The sequence below is a fragment of the Actinoplanes sp. NPDC049802 genome, from assembly GCF_040656595.1.
In the GTDB taxonomy this organism is placed as follows: Bacteria; Actinomycetota; Actinomycetes; order Mycobacteriales; family Micromonosporaceae; genus Actinoplanes.
Window position 1 is genome coordinate 44,273 of the sequence record NZ_JBFAMR010000053.1, and the last position, 14,195, is coordinate 58,467.

Sequence of the window (14,195 nt, forward strand, 5' to 3'; positions counted from 1 at the left end):
CTCGCTTGATAGATCAGGAGGAATCAGCTGAACGGATCAGTTCGCGGATCGGCCCACCGAAGCCGGACGGCACCGGATAGCGACGGCACAACCACTCGAACGTGAACCGGGCCGCCGCCACATTGCCCCGGTAACCGGGAACCATCTCGGCCAGCGGCAGCACATCCGCCGGATAGGCGCGCTCCACCCGGCGCGACGGGTCGAACGGATCCCGGTACGGCACATCACCCGAACCCAGGCGCAACAACGCGAGCACCGCGTCCACCACGTGACCCTGGATCATCCGGGCCGCCGCCAGGCGCTCACCGCGCAACTCACGGTGCAGGCCCACGTACAGGCCGGCCAGAGCGTCGTTGAGATGGAACTCCACGGTGTCGATCGGCGGCCGGGCCGGGCGCGAACCCGACTCGGCCAGCCCCGGCGGCGCACCAGGGCGGCGCCACACCACCCGCGCCCCGGAGAACGGCACCCCGGCCAGCTCGGCGACCGTCAGCACCAGGTACTCGGCGAAGACGCCGTCGGCGTACAGGGCCCGGCGGCCGCTGCGGTCGTGGGCGAACACGTGCGCCACCGGCCCCGGCTCGGCCAGCCAATCCGTCCCCTCCAGGTAACGCCCCTTCGCCCCGTCCTCGACGATCACGAAGAAGTCCAGGTCGGAGTGGGCGTCCAGGCGGCCCCGCTGGGCGCCGCACGAGCCCAGCCCGAGCAGCGCGATCGTGTCGTCCCGGGCCGCCAGCACAGCGGCGATCTCGTCGAGCCTGCGAATTACCGGCTGCATCTCACCTCGCAAGAGATATCGGTGAATCCCTAAGGAACCTCACCGATCCATCACCACGGGCCTTTCCCATAGTGTCCACAACGTCGGCGGCAACGGGGGAGGTCGACTCATGCGGTGGCTCAACGACCTGCTCGGCGGTCTGCCGCCGGCACTCGTCTGCCTCGTCGTCGGCGTGGTCGTCACCGCCGAGACGGCACTGCTCGCCGGGCTGGTGCTGCCCGCCGCGACCGCGCTCGTGGCGATGGGCCTGCTCGCCAACGCGGGCGTCGTACCGGTCGGGCCGGCGCTGCTCACCGGTGTCGCGGCCGCGGTGCTCGGCGGCAACATCGCCTACACCCGGGCCGGAACCGCCACCGCGGACGGCGGACGGCGCGCCTGGGACCGGGCCGAGAGACTCTTCGCCCGGCACGGCGGGCGGGCCGTCTTCCTCGGCCAGTGGGTCGTCGGGGCACGCACCCTGATGCCGCGACTGGCCGCACGCAACGGCGTACCCCGAAAGGTCTTCCTGGCCTGGCACACGCCGGCGGCGATCCTCTGGGCCCTGTGGATGGTCGGCGCGAGCTACGCGGCCGGCGCCTCCTACGACGTGCTGGCGGCGCGCGCCGGGCGTGCCGCCGGCGCGCTTGCCGCCCTGACGGTGCTCACTCTGGGCCTGATGCTTGCCGGCCGCTGGCTCGGAGGAAACCCCGGCCCGGTACGCGCGATCGCGCGCCGAATCCTGCCGGGACCACTGCCGGCCGGCACCGCCACGGTGGTCAGCCTCGCCCTGCTCGTCGCCGTGGCGCTCCTGCTGATCGCGGTGATCCCACCGGTGGTCCGGTTCAGCGGGCTGGGCGAGGTCGACGAGACGGTGGCAGCCTGGGCACGGTCGGAGTGGACGTCCGACGGCTACTTCGCCGCCCTGCAGATCGCCACCTCACTGGTCCCCGAGATCCTGGTGGCGCTGGCCCTGATCATCGCGCTGGCCCGATGGTGGCGGCACGGCCTCGACCCGCGCGCCTTCTTCCCCGAGGTGCTCGGCCCGATCCTGCCCGCCGTCGTCCTCGCCGTCGCGCTGGCCGTCACCGTCGACCCCGGCAGTTGGGCCACCGAGTTCCCGCCGGCGAGCGAACTCGACGGATCACTGCCCCTGGACGCCCGGATCCTCGCCGCGCACAGCATGCCGGCCGGGCAGACCGCACAGGTGGCGGCCGCGGCCGGGCTGCTCGCCTGGATGATGGCCCGCAACCTGCCGTGGAAGTGGCGGGTCACGGTCTGGACGCTGGCCGCCGGGTACACCCTCGTCTGCGCCGGCTCGTGGGTGTACCTGAACTGGAGCGACACCAGCACGACCGTGGCGGCAGTCGTCCTCGGCGTCGCCTGGGCCGCCGTCAACGCGGCCGTCTGGTCCAGCCGTGCCGACGGCGGCACGCCCGCCCCACGGCCCGAGCCGGTGATCATGTCAGGATCCACGGTGTGACCCAGGCCCACGTCGTCTACGCCCATCCGGATCCGGCGAGCTTCACCCGGGAGGTGCTGGACGCGTTCCTCGGCGGGCTGTCGTCGTACACCCTGTCGGATCTTTACGGGTCCGGCTTCCAGCCGGTGCTGAGCGCCGCCGAATACGCGCGAACCGCGTCCTCGCCGGTGCCCGCCGACGTGGCCGCGGAACACGCGATGCTCGACGCGGCCGACGTGTGGGCGTTCATCTATCCGGTCTGGTGGGCGGACTGCCCGGCCATCCTGAAAGGCTGGTTCGACCGGGTGTGGACGGCCGGCTGGGCGTACAAGCCCGGGTGGGGCCGGGTGGCGCGGCGGGCCGTCGTGCTCTGCACCGCCGGCCATCCGATCGCCGAACTGGAGAGATCCGGCGTCCACCAGGCGATGCGGACCACGATGCTCACCGACCGCATCGGCGCCCGGGCGTCGTCGTCCGGCTTCGTCGTCCTGGACGGGTCGATCCTGGCGGGCAGCGATCCGTCCGGGTGGGCCGTCCTGAAGGAGGCCCACCTCCGGCAGGCCGCCGGGCTGGCACGCTCCCTCTGATCGCCCGGCTCTCAGCAGGTCCCGCATCCGCCCGCGGGCTCCGGCCCGGACGGCGTCCTCGTGGCCGGTCGGGGCACCGTGGGGAGAATGGTCCGGCTGCGCCCCGGACGGGGGTACGCCCCCGCCGCGGCGGCCAGCCGGGCCGCGTGGTCGCGCTGCTTCTGCCAGTGGCCGTAGAGGGCACCCTGCCGTGACAGCCGGTCCACCTCACGGATCGTCGCCGGGTCGACATCGCCGGGAGGCGCGTCGCGCCACGGGGTACCGGGCAGCGGCATGAAGGTGTGCGCGTGAATCCGGGCGCCCAGGTCGGCCAGCTCGCGGGCCAGGGTCAGCGAGTCGTTCACGTCGTCCTCGTTCTCGCCCGGCATCCCGAAGATCATGTCAACGTTGATCTTGAAGCCCTCTTCGATACCGAGACGGGCGGCCCGCATCACCTCCTCCACGCCGTGGCCGCGCTTGGCCGCGTCCAGAACCCGGTCGGAGCCCGACTGGGCGCCCACGATGATGTTGTTGTTGTCGCAGTACTTCTTCACCAGCCGCAACGCCTCACGGCTGACGTGCTCGGGCCGGATCTCACTCGGGAACGAACCGAAGAACACCCGCCCGTTCGGGCCGATCCCCTCCCGGCAGGAGGCCAGCAGTTCCTCCACGGCAGCCAGGTTCGGCTCATCCGTCTGACTGCCGTAGCTCAACGCGGTCGGTGTGATGAACCGGACGTCGCGGAGGCGGCGCGCCCGCATCTGATCAACATGCCACCGGACGTTCTCCACGCTCCGATGCCGGAACTTCGCCGAGAACATAAAGGGCGTCTGACAGAATCTGCACGCATAGATGCATCCCCTCGTGATTTCGAGGGCGTTGAACCTGTCCCACTTGAGGGCGAAACCCGGGAAGTCGTTGAGGTCGCGCTGTTTGGCCTTGCCGGTCTTCTTCACCGCGCCGGTGGCGTCGCGGTAGGCTAGGCCGGTGATCCCCGTGGGGTCGCCCTTCGCGTCGACCAGGCTGAGCAGGGTCGACTCGCCCTCACCGATCGAGGCCATGTCCCAGCCCGCGTCCAGCGTCTGCACCGGCTCCGCCGTCGCGTGCACTCCCCCGGCCAGATGCGTCACGTTCGGGCCGTCCGCCAACACCCGGATCTGCTTCAGCTCCTCAGCCAGCACGGCCGCATCCGGCGAATAGAAAGACCAGAGCACGAGGGTACGAGCGCCGCCCGCCTCACGAATGTGCCGAGCCGTCTCCTCCACGTTCTCCCCGAAGCGCACCTCGTACCGGGTCGCGGTCTCATGCTGGCCCAGCGCACCCAGCAACGCATGAAAGCCGTACGTCACCGCCTTGCGGTAACGCAGCACCAGAATCAGCTCCAGACCAGGCATGCGGCGATTCTGCCAGTCACGCCGCGGGCCGCCGAGCCACCACGCTCCCACCCACAGCACGGTGGGCCAGCGATCGTCACACTCTGGTAGCCACCAGCATCTCGTCGAGCATCGTTCGGTAGGCGGTGGGGTGGACGATCGGAATGCCGTACTGATGCGCCTTCTTCGCCTTGCCGGACATCGTGTCGGGGTCGGCGGCCACCAGCAGGCGCGTCTTCTTGGTGACGTTGCCGCCGACGTCCAGGCCGTGCCGCCTCGCGGTGTCCTCCCACACCTCCCGGGCCGGAGTCATGCTGCCGGTGAAGACAACCAGGTCACCGGCGGCCAACCGCCACCGCTCGCGGGCCGACTCTGCCGCCCCACCGGCATCGGCCAGTGATCGGTCGACGTCACCGGTGGTCAGGCCGAGCAGTCCGGCAACGGCGTCGAGGTCACGTCTTTCCGCCGCCGTCAGAACCTGATCCTGCAGCGCGACGACGGCCAGGCTCTTCAGGTATCCCCGGTGCAATCCCTCCACGTCGGCACGGGCCAGGCCCAGCCGGTCGGCGGTCGCCACGAGGTGATCCGCCTCGGTCGCCGATATGTGCCGGTCGAGCAGCGCGCGGTCGAGCAGGTCCAGGTACGCGTCACCCTGTGGATCCCGCAGCCGGGGCAGCCGGTCGACCAGCCGGGTCAGGAAGTGCGGCTCCCGGTCCTCCGCGCGACGACGTGTCACCGGGGGAAGATCGTTGCCCACCACGGCCGGCCACCACACCCGCTGCGCCTCGTGCACCAACGGGGCCCAGGGCGCCGGGCGTCCCGCCTGCCGCAGATAGAACGCGAACAGCTCGGCGGCTGCCCGGGCGTCGTGGAGAGCAGAGTGCGCCCGATGACGGCCGAGCCCGGCAGCCGACCGGCATGCCTGCAGACTGCGCGCGGCAGCGGGCAGGAAATGCCCGGCCAGGCGCATGGTGCACAGGCCCCGGCCCGCCTCGACAGGTACCTGGTAGCCGAGCTTGGCGAACTCCGCGGTGAGGAAACCGGCGTCGAAGACCAGGTTGTGGGCCACGACGGTGTGCCCTGCAAGACGCTCGACGACCTGCCCGGCGAGGTCGGCGAACCGTGGTGCGCGACGGGCCTCGGCGGCGGTGATGCCGTGGATCTCCTGCGGCCCGAGGTCCCGGTCAGGGTTCACCAGCGTGCACCACTCGTCGATGGTGCGGCCCGACTCGGCGAGGCGCACGACGGCGATCTCCACGACACGGTCGTGCCAACTGGTCCGGGTTCCGGTCGTCTCCAGATCGACGACGGCATACATACCTCAGCCCTCCAGACCCGACTCGGCGCTCCGCAGCCGGGCCGTCCACCCGGGCGGAAGCGGCTGCTGCGGGCCGAGCCCACGCAGATACGGACGCCGGAATCGGGCTTCCTCGGTCATCTGCCACAGCTCGATTGCCTGGCCCAGGGACTTGGCGACGGTCAGCGCGGCCGTCGCCGCCGGGCTGGCCGCGTAGAACGGGCGCGGGCTCAGGGCGGCCTCCTCGTCGCCGAGAGCGGGAAGGTCCCGTGCCCAGGTGAGCGGCGCTACTTTGGCGCCCGTCGCCGCCTTGTACCTGGCCAGTTCCTCGTCGTAGTGGGCACGGTGCTCCCGGGCCTCAGCGATCAGACCGGGGATGGCGAGGCGGGTGGTCCGGAGCCGGGCGACGATCTCGGGCGGCAGTACGGCCTCGATCTTGCCGAGCGCTGCGACCGCCGACTCCTCGGTCCAGCCGACCAGGCATCGTCCGCGCACCATGGTCATGATCTCGAGTAGCCGGGATTCGTCGAGATCCGCGAGCGGAAGCACCCACGCGCCGATCGGTTCACCGAACGGACTCAGCGTCCAGACGGCCAACGCGTCCTCGCCGTCTTTCCCGGCGTCGATAACAATGACGGCGTGACCGCGTACGCCAGGCGGATAATGTGACGTGATGTCCTGATCGGCATCCCCATCATGCGCAGCGACTGTCATCCCAAACTCCAATGTTCGGCCGGGATGAGAACGCTAGCGGCGTGCGATTCCCCCCGTACCCTGCTGGCCGGTGGGAGTTCATGGACGACACGCCGATCGACGGCGCTTGCGTATCGCACCGGAGTCCGCTGTGGATGCCGCGTACCAGTGGTGGGAGTTGGACGTCCGTCGCTATTTTTCCGCGTAGTGGTACCGGCAGGACACAATCTCCAACCGGTCTGCGGCGATTCTGCACACCAGCCGATGTTCCTCGTTGATCCGCCGGGACGCCCATCCCGAGAGGTCGCCTCTCAGCGGTTCCGGCTTACCGATACCGCCATCCTCGCCGCGCTGAATATCCTTGATCAGCGTGTTGATCCGTTTGAGGACCTTTCGGTCAGCCGTCTGCCAGTGGACGTACTCGTCCCACGCGCTCGGGTGCCATAGGATTTTCACCTACGCGGCTCCGCGTCATCCTCGATCAACTCGTGCACGGCGCCTTCGCCCGCTTCCATCTCCGCCATGCGGCGCCGCAGCTCGCGGCCGTTTGCGCCACGGGATAGATATTCGGTTTCGCGCCAGGCGTCGTACTCACTCTTACGCATGATCACCAGTGGCTCGTGCCCGCTTCTGGTGACGACAAGATCCTCGGCGTCGTCTTCGATGGCGTCGAACACGTTGGCGAGGTTGGCGCGCAGGTCAGACGCGGTTATAACCTTCATGACCCCTCCCAGAGGTTGTACAAAATACCGTACAACCTAGCCTCCAGCTCGGCCACCCGAAGTCCGCGAAACATGATTGACTCGACAGGCCCTCCCCGATCGCCGCCATGTCCCACCCGACATCCAGCGTCTGCACCGGCTCGGCGGTCGCGTGCACTCCCCCGGCCAGATGCGTGACGTTCGGGCCGTCGGTCAGCTCCCGGATCCTTTTCAGCTCCTCCGCGAGTGCCGCGGCGTCAGGAGAATAGAAAGACCAGAGCACGAGAGTCCGGACATCGCCCGCCTCCCGGATGTGACGGGCCGTTTCCTCGGTAATCTCCCCGAACCGCACCTCGTACCGCGTCGTGGTCTCGTGCTCACCCAATGCGCCGAGCAGCGCATGGAAGCCGTACGTCACCGCCTTCCGGTAAGGCAGCACCAGGACCAGCTCAGAACCACTCATATCCCGGTTCTGCCGGCCTGCGAGGCCACGCCCCTACGACGACCGGCTCACCCATCACCGGTACGCCGGACGGCCGCACCGGTGACGACCAGTCCGCCGATGGTGTCGCCTACCGCAACCGCCATACCTACCAGGGGAAACACTGACGTGACGCCGACCGTGAGTGCGACAGCGGCCAACGCGATGATCACGGACCCAGACGGAGCCAGGTCAGGTTGACCGCGGCACGGGCAAGACCACGTCCGGCACGGCCACGTAGCAGCGCGATCATCGCAAGCACCGCGAGAACGACACCGACCGCAGCGGACAGCCCGGCCACGGCGGACGGCAGAGCCTCCTCGGTGGTGAATCCCCCGGCACCGTGATCCGACCATGCCATCGCACCCAGGCCGGCGACCAGGCAGTCGGCCAGCGCCGCAACACCGATCAGAACCGCGAGCAGCGCGTTCCCGCCATGCCGGGTATGCGCCGCGGTCATGCCGTACCCGCCGACGGAGAGTGCCCTCGAAAGAAGCCAATATCGTCGAACTTCTGCCGAAGCGTGTCGTTCGCTGACGTACCGGCATGTTTGAGCGTTTCGCATCCGACGATCAACGCCGCCGAGGCGGTCACCGCGGCCCCGGCGGCGATGAACGGCGCCGCCGGCAGGCCGAAGACCGTGGCGCTGGAACCGATGGCACCGATCAGGCCCACGCCCAGCGAGACCAGCGCCCCGATCAAGCCGGCCCAAACCAGGAAGATCCTGTTACGAACCTGGTCCAACGCGGTCGCCAGGCCATCGGTGATGGTCGTCTTCACCTTCTCCAGCGCGGCCTTCTGCAACGGCGACATCTGCCGGTACGCGACAGCGCCGTCACGGTCCCAGTTGTCGTCGACGGTGAGCAGTCCCGCGTCTGCGGCCTGAACCTGGCCACTCACCGGCACCCCGACCTGGTCGCTCCAGGCTTGCGCCGCATTCGTCTCGTACTGGTAGGCGACCTTGTCCAGTCTCAAGCTCAGTCCGCTGTAGATCTCACGTCCTCGTCCGCGTCACGCGCGTGCACGGCGGCGAGCATGGCGAGGTTCATCCCGTCGATGCCGCGCCCAGCAGTTCGCAGCCGAGGCTGACGAGGTCGGCTGCGATGGCCTCCTCGGGCACTTCGTTGCAGACGAGGAGCCGGACGAGTTGGTCGAGGAGATCGTCGAGGTTGCTTCGGCCGGTCAGGTCGAAGTGCTTGTTGACGATCCTGTCGTCGCGTAGGCGTACGGTTTCCAGCTCTGCTTCACCGGTGCTCCAGATCATGATCTGAACCAGCTCGGCGCGCCCGACCTCTTCATCAGCGTGTCCGCGGCCGGTCGGGCCGACGACCTGGTGACTGCTCAGCCGACGAGTTGGCTGTTGACAAGGCAACATCGCGGGTAGGGTGGTCTGGATCACCGTCCACACAGGTTGGCTAAGCGGAGGTAAGGCGTGCCAGTCACGGGCCAACGTGTCGTGCGACGAGCGTTGGGGCGGCGGTTGACCCGGCTGCGCACGGCGTCCGGCATGAGCCGGCGCGACGTGGTGGACGCGCGCCTGGGCATCTCGGAGCCGACACTGCACCGCATAGAGACGGGCAAGGTTCCGGTCACCGGGGCCAACGTCCGCGCGCTGTGCTGGCTCTACGGCGCCGACCAGAGCATCACCGACGCGCTGGCCGACCTCGCGCTGGGCACATCGCAGCAAGAGTGGTGGGACGCCAGCCCTGTAATCCCCGAGTGGTTCAAGCTGTACGTCGGGCTCGAGGCGTCGGCGTCGCGAATGTTCGGGTACGACGGCGAGATCGTCCCGGGCGAGCTGCAGACCGTGGAATACGCGCGGGCGGTCTTCGGCGCCGAACAGCCGGTCGACACGCAACTCGCCGAGCGCCATATCAATTTGCGCATGCAGCGGCAGACGACGCTCTTCACCCGCACCCCGCCGGTCCGCCTCGTGACAGTGCTCGGCGAGGGTGCGGTGACCCGGCCGGTCGGCGGCGACCAGGTGATGAAGGATCAGATCGAACATCTGCGGCGGCTGTCCGGAGAGGACGCCATCGACATCCGGGTGCTGCCTTTCTCGGTCGGGGCCCACGCGGCGATGGCCGGCGCCTTCCGGATACTCGAGTTCGACGACCCGGACGATCCGGACGTGGTCTACCTCGAGTCCCACGTCGGTGCGCTCTACCTGGAGGAACAGGTAGAGGTGGACGAGTACCGGCGGATCTTCACCCTGATCAGCAGGGATTCCGTACCCGTCGGCGACTTCCGGCCGACCTGATCAGTCGGACAGCAGCCGGTCGAATTCGCCGCGCTTGGCGCCGAACAGGAACGAGTCCCACTCCTCGGTCGTGAACACCACGGTGCCGGCCTCGCGGGCGTTGCTGTTCCGGACCTCGATCAGGCCACCTTGGCGGCGCGCCTCGACGCAGCTGCCGCCGTTGCCTGTCGACCTGCTGGAAATGATCCAGCTGGTTTCGCTACTCATCAGCGACCCTCCCCGGAGCTGCTTGCTGTGCGTAACTGACGTGCCACCGGAGTGGCGTCGGCCTGACGTGCAGAATCAGTATCGAGGGGTACGCACGACTCTTTCACCACGAAAGTGGCGACACTCAGAGTAGCCGAAATTCGCTGTGGATGCATCTAGTCGTCGTGAAGACTGTCCTCGTGAAATCTTGCACGAGCCTCGACCGGCTGACATGATTCCGGAGTGGCGCCGGGCGTTCACCCCACCGTCCACTCGACAACTCCAACAGGTCCGCCGCAGTTGGGAGAGGACGGCCGATGCGGATCCTCGCTTCTGCAGCCGCCGACATGAGCGGCGCGCCGCCGGATGATGCTCAACTGCGGGACGGGCCCGAGATCGCCCGCCTCCGGGCTCGCATCCGACAGCTGGAGCAGGAGCGCGCGTCACTCCAATGGATGGCCGGCCACGACGAACTCACCGGACTCGCCAACCGTCGCCTCTTCCACGCCGTCGCCCCGGAACGGCTGCGTCGCGACGATTGCTCGTCGGCCGTGGTGATCCTCGACCTCAACGGATTCAAGCCGATCAACGACACGTACGGGCACGACGCCGGTGACGAGGTCCTCCGCGTGGTCGCCCGGCGCATGGCCGACTGCCTCGGCAACCATCTGGTGGCCCGGCTCGGCGGGGACGAGTTCGCCGCCCTGCCCCGCGCCCCGCACCCCGACGTCCCACCGACGTGGTGGCACGAGGTGGCCACCTCGCTGAGCGCCGCGATCGCACCCCCGATGCTCGTGCGGGAACACACCCTGTCCGTCACCGCCTCGATCGGCGTTGTCCCGGCCGGGCGCTCGTCCGACCTTCCCGACCTGATGCGCCGTGCGGACCAGGCGATGTTCAGCGCGAAACGACACGCGAACTCGACCGACAAGGCCGGCATCACCTGGGTTGTGGCCACCGAGAAAGGCGACCACACCGAGACGTACGGGCCCGAACCCGTGGCGGGGTGCCTGCCAGGCGACCCGGTGTGGGTGCACCGCAGCGGCGCCCGCCGGGCCGGAGCGGTCGAGAGCGCCGGCGAATAGGGGGCTCTGCTCCGTTACCGATGCCCGAACTGCGCCGGCACGATGGTCGACACCATCCCCACGAGCGGCCTCACGATCCGCGCCGAGGCCGACCCGTACCTGGACTGAAATCCCTCCGCCGTCAGTCCACCGTGAGCACGAGCTTGCCGTGCATGCCGCCGGCCAGCACCCGGCGGTGGGCCTCCGCGGCCTGAGGCAACGGCATCGTGGCGGCCACGCGCGTGCGCAGCCGGCCCGCCGCCACCTGGCCCACCAGGTCGGCCAACAGCTCGCGGTCGTGCCGGATCAGTTGCAACTCTTGACGCACACCCCGAGCCGGCACCATGGGCGGCGTGGGCCGGGTGGCGACCACGATCCCCCTGTCCTGGACGGCAGCGGCCGCCGCCTCGCCGACGGGGACCGCGTCGAACACCGCGGACACCGGCCCGACCGCGGACAGATCAGCCGTACGGGAAACGACCTGGTGAACGCCGAGGCCGTGCACCCATTGCTCGTCGTTGTCGCTCGCCTGAGCCAGGACGCGGTAGCCGGCCTCGACAGCGAGCTGGGCGGCGAAGCCACCGACGCCGCCGCTCGCACCGGTGACGAGAATGCTGCTGCCGGACGGCAGCATGGCCAGCGACACCAGTAACAGCCCCTGGTGGGCGGTCTGGGCGTTGAGAGGCACCGTGGACGCGGGCACGAAGTCGAGCTCGGCCGGCAACGGCACGAGCCAGTCGGCGTCGGCCGCCACGAACTGGGCGTAGCCGCCCGGTGCGCCCCGGGTCGCATACCACGGAATCATCCCGACGACCCTGTCGCCCACTCCGAACTCGGCAACACCGGGCCCGACCGAGGCCACCTCGCCGGCGATGTCCCACCCGGGCAGGAACGGCGTCGGAACCGGCCCGCGGGGGATCTCGCCGGTGGTGGAGGCGACGTCAGCCGGATGCACACAGACCGCGCGAACCCGGACCACCACCTGACCGGGCCCCGCCTCAGGATCGGGCAACTCGGTAACCTGCAACACCTCAGGCCCGCCCAGCGCGGCCGCTACGACTCCCAGCATCTGTCCACTCTAGACCCGAATCTCCACGGGCAGGGCGCGGCTGTGGCCCGAACCTGAGCTGGCCCGTTGTACGCGTGCGTTGGCGCAACCGTGATCGACCGAGCCACGGACCTCGGCGTCCTCCGTCCGCACGAGACGTCGTCGCCCCCTCGCGAGCATCTCCGAGAGGCGCTGCGCAGTGACATGATCGCCGGTGGCCACCCCGGTACCAGCCACAGGTAGTAATTCGGGTTGCTACGGGCACGCGTAGATACATCCCCTCGTGATTTCGAGGGCGTTGAACTTGTCCCACTTGAGGGCGAAGCCCGGGAAATCGTTGAGGTCGCGCTGCTTCGCCTTGCCGGTCCTGATCAGGTTGCCGGTGGTGTCCCGGTAGGCCAAGCCGGTGATGCCGGCCGGGTCGCCCTTTGCGTCGACCAGGGACAGCAGGGTCGACTCGCCCTCGCCGATCGCCGCCATGTCCCAGCCCGCGTCCAGCGTCTGCACCGGCTCGGCGGTCGCGTGCACTCCCCCAGCCAGATGCGTCACGTTCGGACCGTCCGCCCACTGCCTGATCTGCTTCAACTCCTCGGCGAGAGCCGCGGCGTCCGGAGAATAGAAGGACCAGAGCACAAGGGTGCGTACGTCGCCCGCCTCCCGGATGTGCCGCGCGGTCTCCTCAACGGTCTCGCCGAAGCGCACCTCGTGCGGGTGGCGGTCTCGTGCTGGCCCAGCGCACCCAGCAACGCGTGGAACCCGTACGTCACCGCCTTGCGGTAACGCAGCACCAGGACCAGCTCAGGACCGCTCATGGCCGCGATTTTGCCAGCCGCCACAACCGATGGGTTGGCGTGGGCCTGATCTCGAAGCCGTCACTTCGATGCCACGACAGGCGGTAACGCCTCGTCGGCCCTTTCTGACGCTCGCCCGCTCCGACGACATTTGCAGCGGCCGATCTAGGCTGCTCCCGTACCGAAAAGGTCTTGGCGCATGACACGAGATCTGGCCGGCAGGGGCTCCCATCGGTATTCCTGGAGGACTTCCCAGACGTACTTCCACCTGGCCTTCTGTCGACGCGGACGGTCCGCTGGATGCGGCTTCCCATCCTACGTGCCAAGGCACAGGTTGACGGGCCGCTGTCGGCCCGCGGCGCCGGGGGTAGTTCGCGCTGGTACGCGCACACGTAGATACAACCGGGGAAGTCGTTGAGGTCGCGCTGCTTCGCCTTGCCGGTCCTGATCAGGTTGCCGGTGGCGTCCCGGTAGGCCAGGCCGGTGATGCCGGCCGGGTCGCCCTTCGCGTCGACCAGGCTCAGCAGGGTCGACTCGCCCTCGCCGATCGCGGCCATGTCCCAGGTGCGTACGTCGCCCGCCTCGCGGATGTGCCGGGCCGCCTCCTCGAAGCGCACCTAGAAGCGGCGGCGATCTCGCACTGACACCGGATATCGAAAGTTTCGAAGGTATATCCAAACTCTCCCGCGGGATGAGACAGGCCGCCGGGCACACGGTTAAGTCCGATCGGCGGTACCTGCGCTTATTTGGCGCTTACCGGACCTTCATCTACCGGAAATTCTCCGGAAATTGTTGCCTGCGAACGACAGCACCCGGCAGCATCGACGTCATTGGATGTCTTGATGCGCCGCCCCGCCACCCGGCGGGACGGCTCGGGCACCCGGCCAGGGAAGGAGGCCATGGTGGTGAAGGGATTCTCGGTCCATCACGGCGGGATCCGGTGGACAAGATCGACGAGTGCCAAGGCTTTGGCCGTCGTCGCCGCCGGCGTCGTGGCAATAGCCACGGCCGCGATGGTGATGCCGGCTGCGAACGCCGCGGAGAGCACGCTGGGTGCTGCCGCCAAGCAGTCGAACCGCTACTTCGGTACGGCCATCGCCGCTGGCCGGCTGAGCAACTCGACCTACAGCACGATCGCCGCCCGCGAGTTCAACATGATCACGGCTGAGAACGAGATGAAACCGGACGCCACTCAGCCGAACCGGGGGCAGTTCACCTTCAACTCCGGTGACCAGATCTACAACTGGGCGACCCAGCGTGGTATCCCGGTGCGCGGCCACACCCTGGCCTGGCATGCCCAGCAGCCGGGCTGGATGCAGAGGCTCACCGGCAGCTCCCTGCGGCAGGCGATGATCGAGCACATCAACGGCGTGATGGCCCACTACCGGGGCAAACTGCACTCCTGGGACGTCGTGAACGAGGCGTTCAACGAGGACGGCAGCCGCCGCCAGTCGAACCTGCAGGGCACCGGCAACGACTGGATCGAGGTGGCGTTCCGCACCGCGCGGGCCGCCGATCC

At 68.9% G+C, this 14,195-nt stretch carries 19 protein-coding genes; 5 read left to right on the forward strand and 14 right to left on the reverse strand.

The window, feature by feature from the left end; genetic code table 11:
- Nucleotides 1–13 precede the first annotated feature (13 nt).
- Nucleotides 14–778 (reverse strand): nucleotidyltransferase domain-containing protein, encoded by a 765-nt coding sequence (locus AB0I88_RS29345; protein ID WP_361031596.1) that lies wholly within the window; start codon nucleotides 776–778, stop codon nucleotides 14–16.
- Between the two features lie 109 nt (nucleotides 779–887).
- Between AB0I88_RS29345 and AB0I88_RS29350 the strand changes: the two genes are divergently transcribed.
- Nucleotides 888–2,237, forward strand: coding sequence for a DedA family protein (locus AB0I88_RS29350; RefSeq protein WP_361031599.1), 1,350 nt, complete (start codon nucleotides 888–890; stop codon nucleotides 2,235–2,237).
- Nucleotides 2,234–2,803, forward strand: a complete 570-nt coding sequence (locus AB0I88_RS29355) for an NAD(P)H-dependent oxidoreductase (RefSeq protein WP_361031602.1) — start codon at nucleotides 2,234–2,236, stop codon at nucleotides 2,801–2,803. Before AB0I88_RS29350 ends, AB0I88_RS29355 begins: the two co-directional genes overlap by 4 nt.
- Nucleotides 2,804–2,814: 11 nt before the next feature.
- Here AB0I88_RS29355 and AB0I88_RS29360 read toward each other — a convergent pair whose 3' ends face one another.
- The 9 genes from AB0I88_RS29360 to AB0I88_RS29400 form a co-directional block, all read right to left on the reverse strand.
- Entirely contained in the window at nucleotides 2,815–4,176 is a 1,362-nt protein-coding gene (locus AB0I88_RS29360; protein WP_361031605.1) for a TIGR04013 family B12-binding domain/radical SAM domain-containing protein, read from the reverse strand.
- A 76-nt stretch (nucleotides 4,177–4,252) separates the two neighbouring features.
- Nucleotides 4,253–5,473 carry an exonuclease domain-containing protein gene (locus AB0I88_RS29365; protein WP_361031608.1) on the reverse strand — a complete coding sequence of 407 codons (1,221 nt, stop codon included), beginning with the start codon at nucleotides 5,471–5,473 and terminating at the stop codon, nucleotides 4,253–4,255.
- A gap of 3 nt (nucleotides 5,474–5,476) precedes the next feature.
- The gene (locus AB0I88_RS29370; protein WP_361031611.1) at nucleotides 5,477–6,166 is read right to left on the reverse strand and encodes a DUF6218 family protein; all 690 of its coding nucleotides are present in this window, start codon (nucleotides 6,164–6,166) and stop codon (nucleotides 5,477–5,479) included.
- 171 nt (nucleotides 6,167–6,337) lie between these two features.
- Nucleotides 6,338–6,601, reverse strand: a complete 264-nt coding sequence (locus AB0I88_RS29375; protein ID WP_361031614.1) for a Txe/YoeB family addiction module toxin — start codon at nucleotides 6,599–6,601, stop codon at nucleotides 6,338–6,340.
- Nucleotides 6,598–6,867, reverse strand: a complete 270-nt coding sequence (locus AB0I88_RS29380) for a type II toxin-antitoxin system prevent-host-death family antitoxin (protein WP_361031617.1) — start codon at nucleotides 6,865–6,867, stop codon at nucleotides 6,598–6,600. Before AB0I88_RS29380 ends, AB0I88_RS29375 begins: the two co-directional genes overlap by 4 nt.
- A complete protein-coding gene (locus tag AB0I88_RS29385; protein ID WP_361031620.1) occupies nucleotides 6,845–7,309 on the reverse strand; it encodes a hypothetical protein in 465 nt (154 codons plus the stop codon). The genes AB0I88_RS29380 and AB0I88_RS29385 overlap by 23 nt, the downstream gene beginning before the upstream one ends.
- A gap of 187 nt (nucleotides 7,310–7,496) precedes the next feature.
- Entirely contained in the window at nucleotides 7,497–7,787 is a 291-nt protein-coding gene (locus tag AB0I88_RS29390) for a hypothetical protein (RefSeq protein WP_361031623.1), read from the reverse strand.
- Nucleotides 7,784–8,302, reverse strand: coding sequence for a hypothetical protein (locus AB0I88_RS29395; protein WP_361031626.1), 519 nt, complete (start codon nucleotides 8,300–8,302; stop codon nucleotides 7,784–7,786). Before AB0I88_RS29395 ends, AB0I88_RS29390 begins: the two co-directional genes overlap by 4 nt.
- A 70-nt stretch (nucleotides 8,303–8,372) precedes the next feature.
- Entirely contained in the window at nucleotides 8,373–8,726 is a 354-nt protein-coding gene (locus AB0I88_RS29400) for a hypothetical protein (RefSeq protein WP_361031629.1), read from the reverse strand.
- A gap of 57 nt (nucleotides 8,727–8,783) precedes the next feature.
- Between AB0I88_RS29400 and AB0I88_RS29405 the strand changes: the two genes are divergently transcribed.
- Nucleotides 8,784–9,587, forward strand: coding sequence for a helix-turn-helix transcriptional regulator (locus AB0I88_RS29405; protein WP_361031632.1), 804 nt, complete (start codon nucleotides 8,784–8,786; stop codon nucleotides 9,585–9,587).
- Here AB0I88_RS29405 and AB0I88_RS29410 read toward each other — a convergent pair whose 3' ends face one another.
- A complete protein-coding gene (locus AB0I88_RS29410) occupies nucleotides 9,588–9,794 on the reverse strand; it encodes a DUF397 domain-containing protein (protein ID WP_092542098.1) in 207 nt (68 codons plus the stop codon).
- 296 nt (nucleotides 9,795–10,090) lie between these two features.
- Here AB0I88_RS29410 and AB0I88_RS29415 point away from each other — a divergent pair, with 296 nt between their 5' ends.
- Nucleotides 10,091–10,858, forward strand: coding sequence for a GGDEF domain-containing protein (locus tag AB0I88_RS29415; protein ID WP_361031636.1), 768 nt, complete (start codon nucleotides 10,091–10,093; stop codon nucleotides 10,856–10,858).
- Nucleotides 10,859–10,979: 121 nt separating this feature from the next.
- Here AB0I88_RS29415 and AB0I88_RS29420 read toward each other — a convergent pair whose 3' ends face one another.
- The 3 genes from AB0I88_RS29420 to AB0I88_RS29430 all read right to left on the reverse strand — a co-directional run bounded on the left by AB0I88_RS29420 (nucleotide 10,980) and on the right by AB0I88_RS29430 (nucleotide 13,293).
- Nucleotides 10,980–11,906 (reverse strand): NADP-dependent oxidoreductase, encoded by a 927-nt coding sequence (locus AB0I88_RS29420; RefSeq protein ID WP_361031639.1) that lies wholly within the window; start codon nucleotides 11,904–11,906, stop codon nucleotides 10,980–10,982.
- Between the two features lie 234 nt (nucleotides 11,907–12,140).
- Nucleotides 12,141–12,587 (reverse strand): hypothetical protein, encoded by a 447-nt coding sequence (locus AB0I88_RS29425; protein ID WP_361031641.1) that lies wholly within the window; start codon nucleotides 12,585–12,587, stop codon nucleotides 12,141–12,143.
- Nucleotides 12,588–12,693: 106 nt separating this feature from the next.
- A complete protein-coding gene (locus AB0I88_RS29430) occupies nucleotides 12,694–13,293 on the reverse strand; it encodes a hypothetical protein (protein WP_361031644.1) in 600 nt (199 codons plus the stop codon).
- Between the two features lie 225 nt (nucleotides 13,294–13,518).
- Here AB0I88_RS29430 and AB0I88_RS29435 point away from each other — a divergent pair.
- Nucleotides 13,519–14,195, forward strand: a 677-nt coding sequence (locus AB0I88_RS29435) for an endo-1,4-beta-xylanase (protein ID WP_361031647.1), incomplete at its 3' end; no start/stop codon positions are given.

Bases quoted from the DNA above. Each gene is read 5' to 3' on its own strand.
- AB0I88_RS29345 (WP_361031596.1), bottom strand. From the start codon at position 778: ATGCAGCCGGTAATTCGCAGGCTCGACGAGATCGCCGCTGTGCTGGCG.
- AB0I88_RS29350 (WP_361031599.1), top strand. From the start codon at position 888: ATGCGGTGGCTCAACGACCTGCTCGGCGGTCTGCCGCCGGCACTCGTC.
- AB0I88_RS29360 (WP_361031605.1), bottom strand. From the start codon at position 4,176: ATGCCTGGTCTGGAGCTGATTCTGGTGCTGCGTTACCGCAAGGCGGTG.
- AB0I88_RS29365 (WP_361031608.1), bottom strand. From the start codon at position 5,473: ATGTATGCCGTCGTCGATCTGGAGACGACCGGAACCCGGACCAGTTGG.
- AB0I88_RS29370 (WP_361031611.1), bottom strand. From the start codon at position 6,166: ATGACAGTCGCTGCGCATGATGGGGATGCCGATCAGGACATCACGTCA.
- AB0I88_RS29380 (WP_361031617.1), bottom strand. From the start codon at position 6,867: ATGAAGGTTATAACCGCGTCTGACCTGCGCGCCAACCTCGCCAACGTG.
- AB0I88_RS29385 (WP_361031620.1), bottom strand. From the start codon at position 7,309: ATGAGTGGTTCTGAGCTGGTCCTGGTGCTGCCTTACCGGAAGGCGGTG.
- AB0I88_RS29390 (WP_361031623.1), bottom strand. From the start codon at position 7,787: ATGACCGCGGCGCATACCCGGCATGGCGGGAACGCGCTGCTCGCGGTT.
- AB0I88_RS29410 (WP_092542098.1), bottom strand. From the start codon at position 9,794: ATGAGTAGCGAAACCAGCTGGATCATTTCCAGCAGGTCGACAGGCAAC.
- AB0I88_RS29415 (WP_361031636.1), top strand. From the start codon at position 10,091: ATGCGGATCCTCGCTTCTGCAGCCGCCGACATGAGCGGCGCGCCGCCG.
- AB0I88_RS29420 (WP_361031639.1), bottom strand. From the start codon at position 11,906: ATGCTGGGAGTCGTAGCGGCCGCGCTGGGCGGGCCTGAGGTGTTGCAG.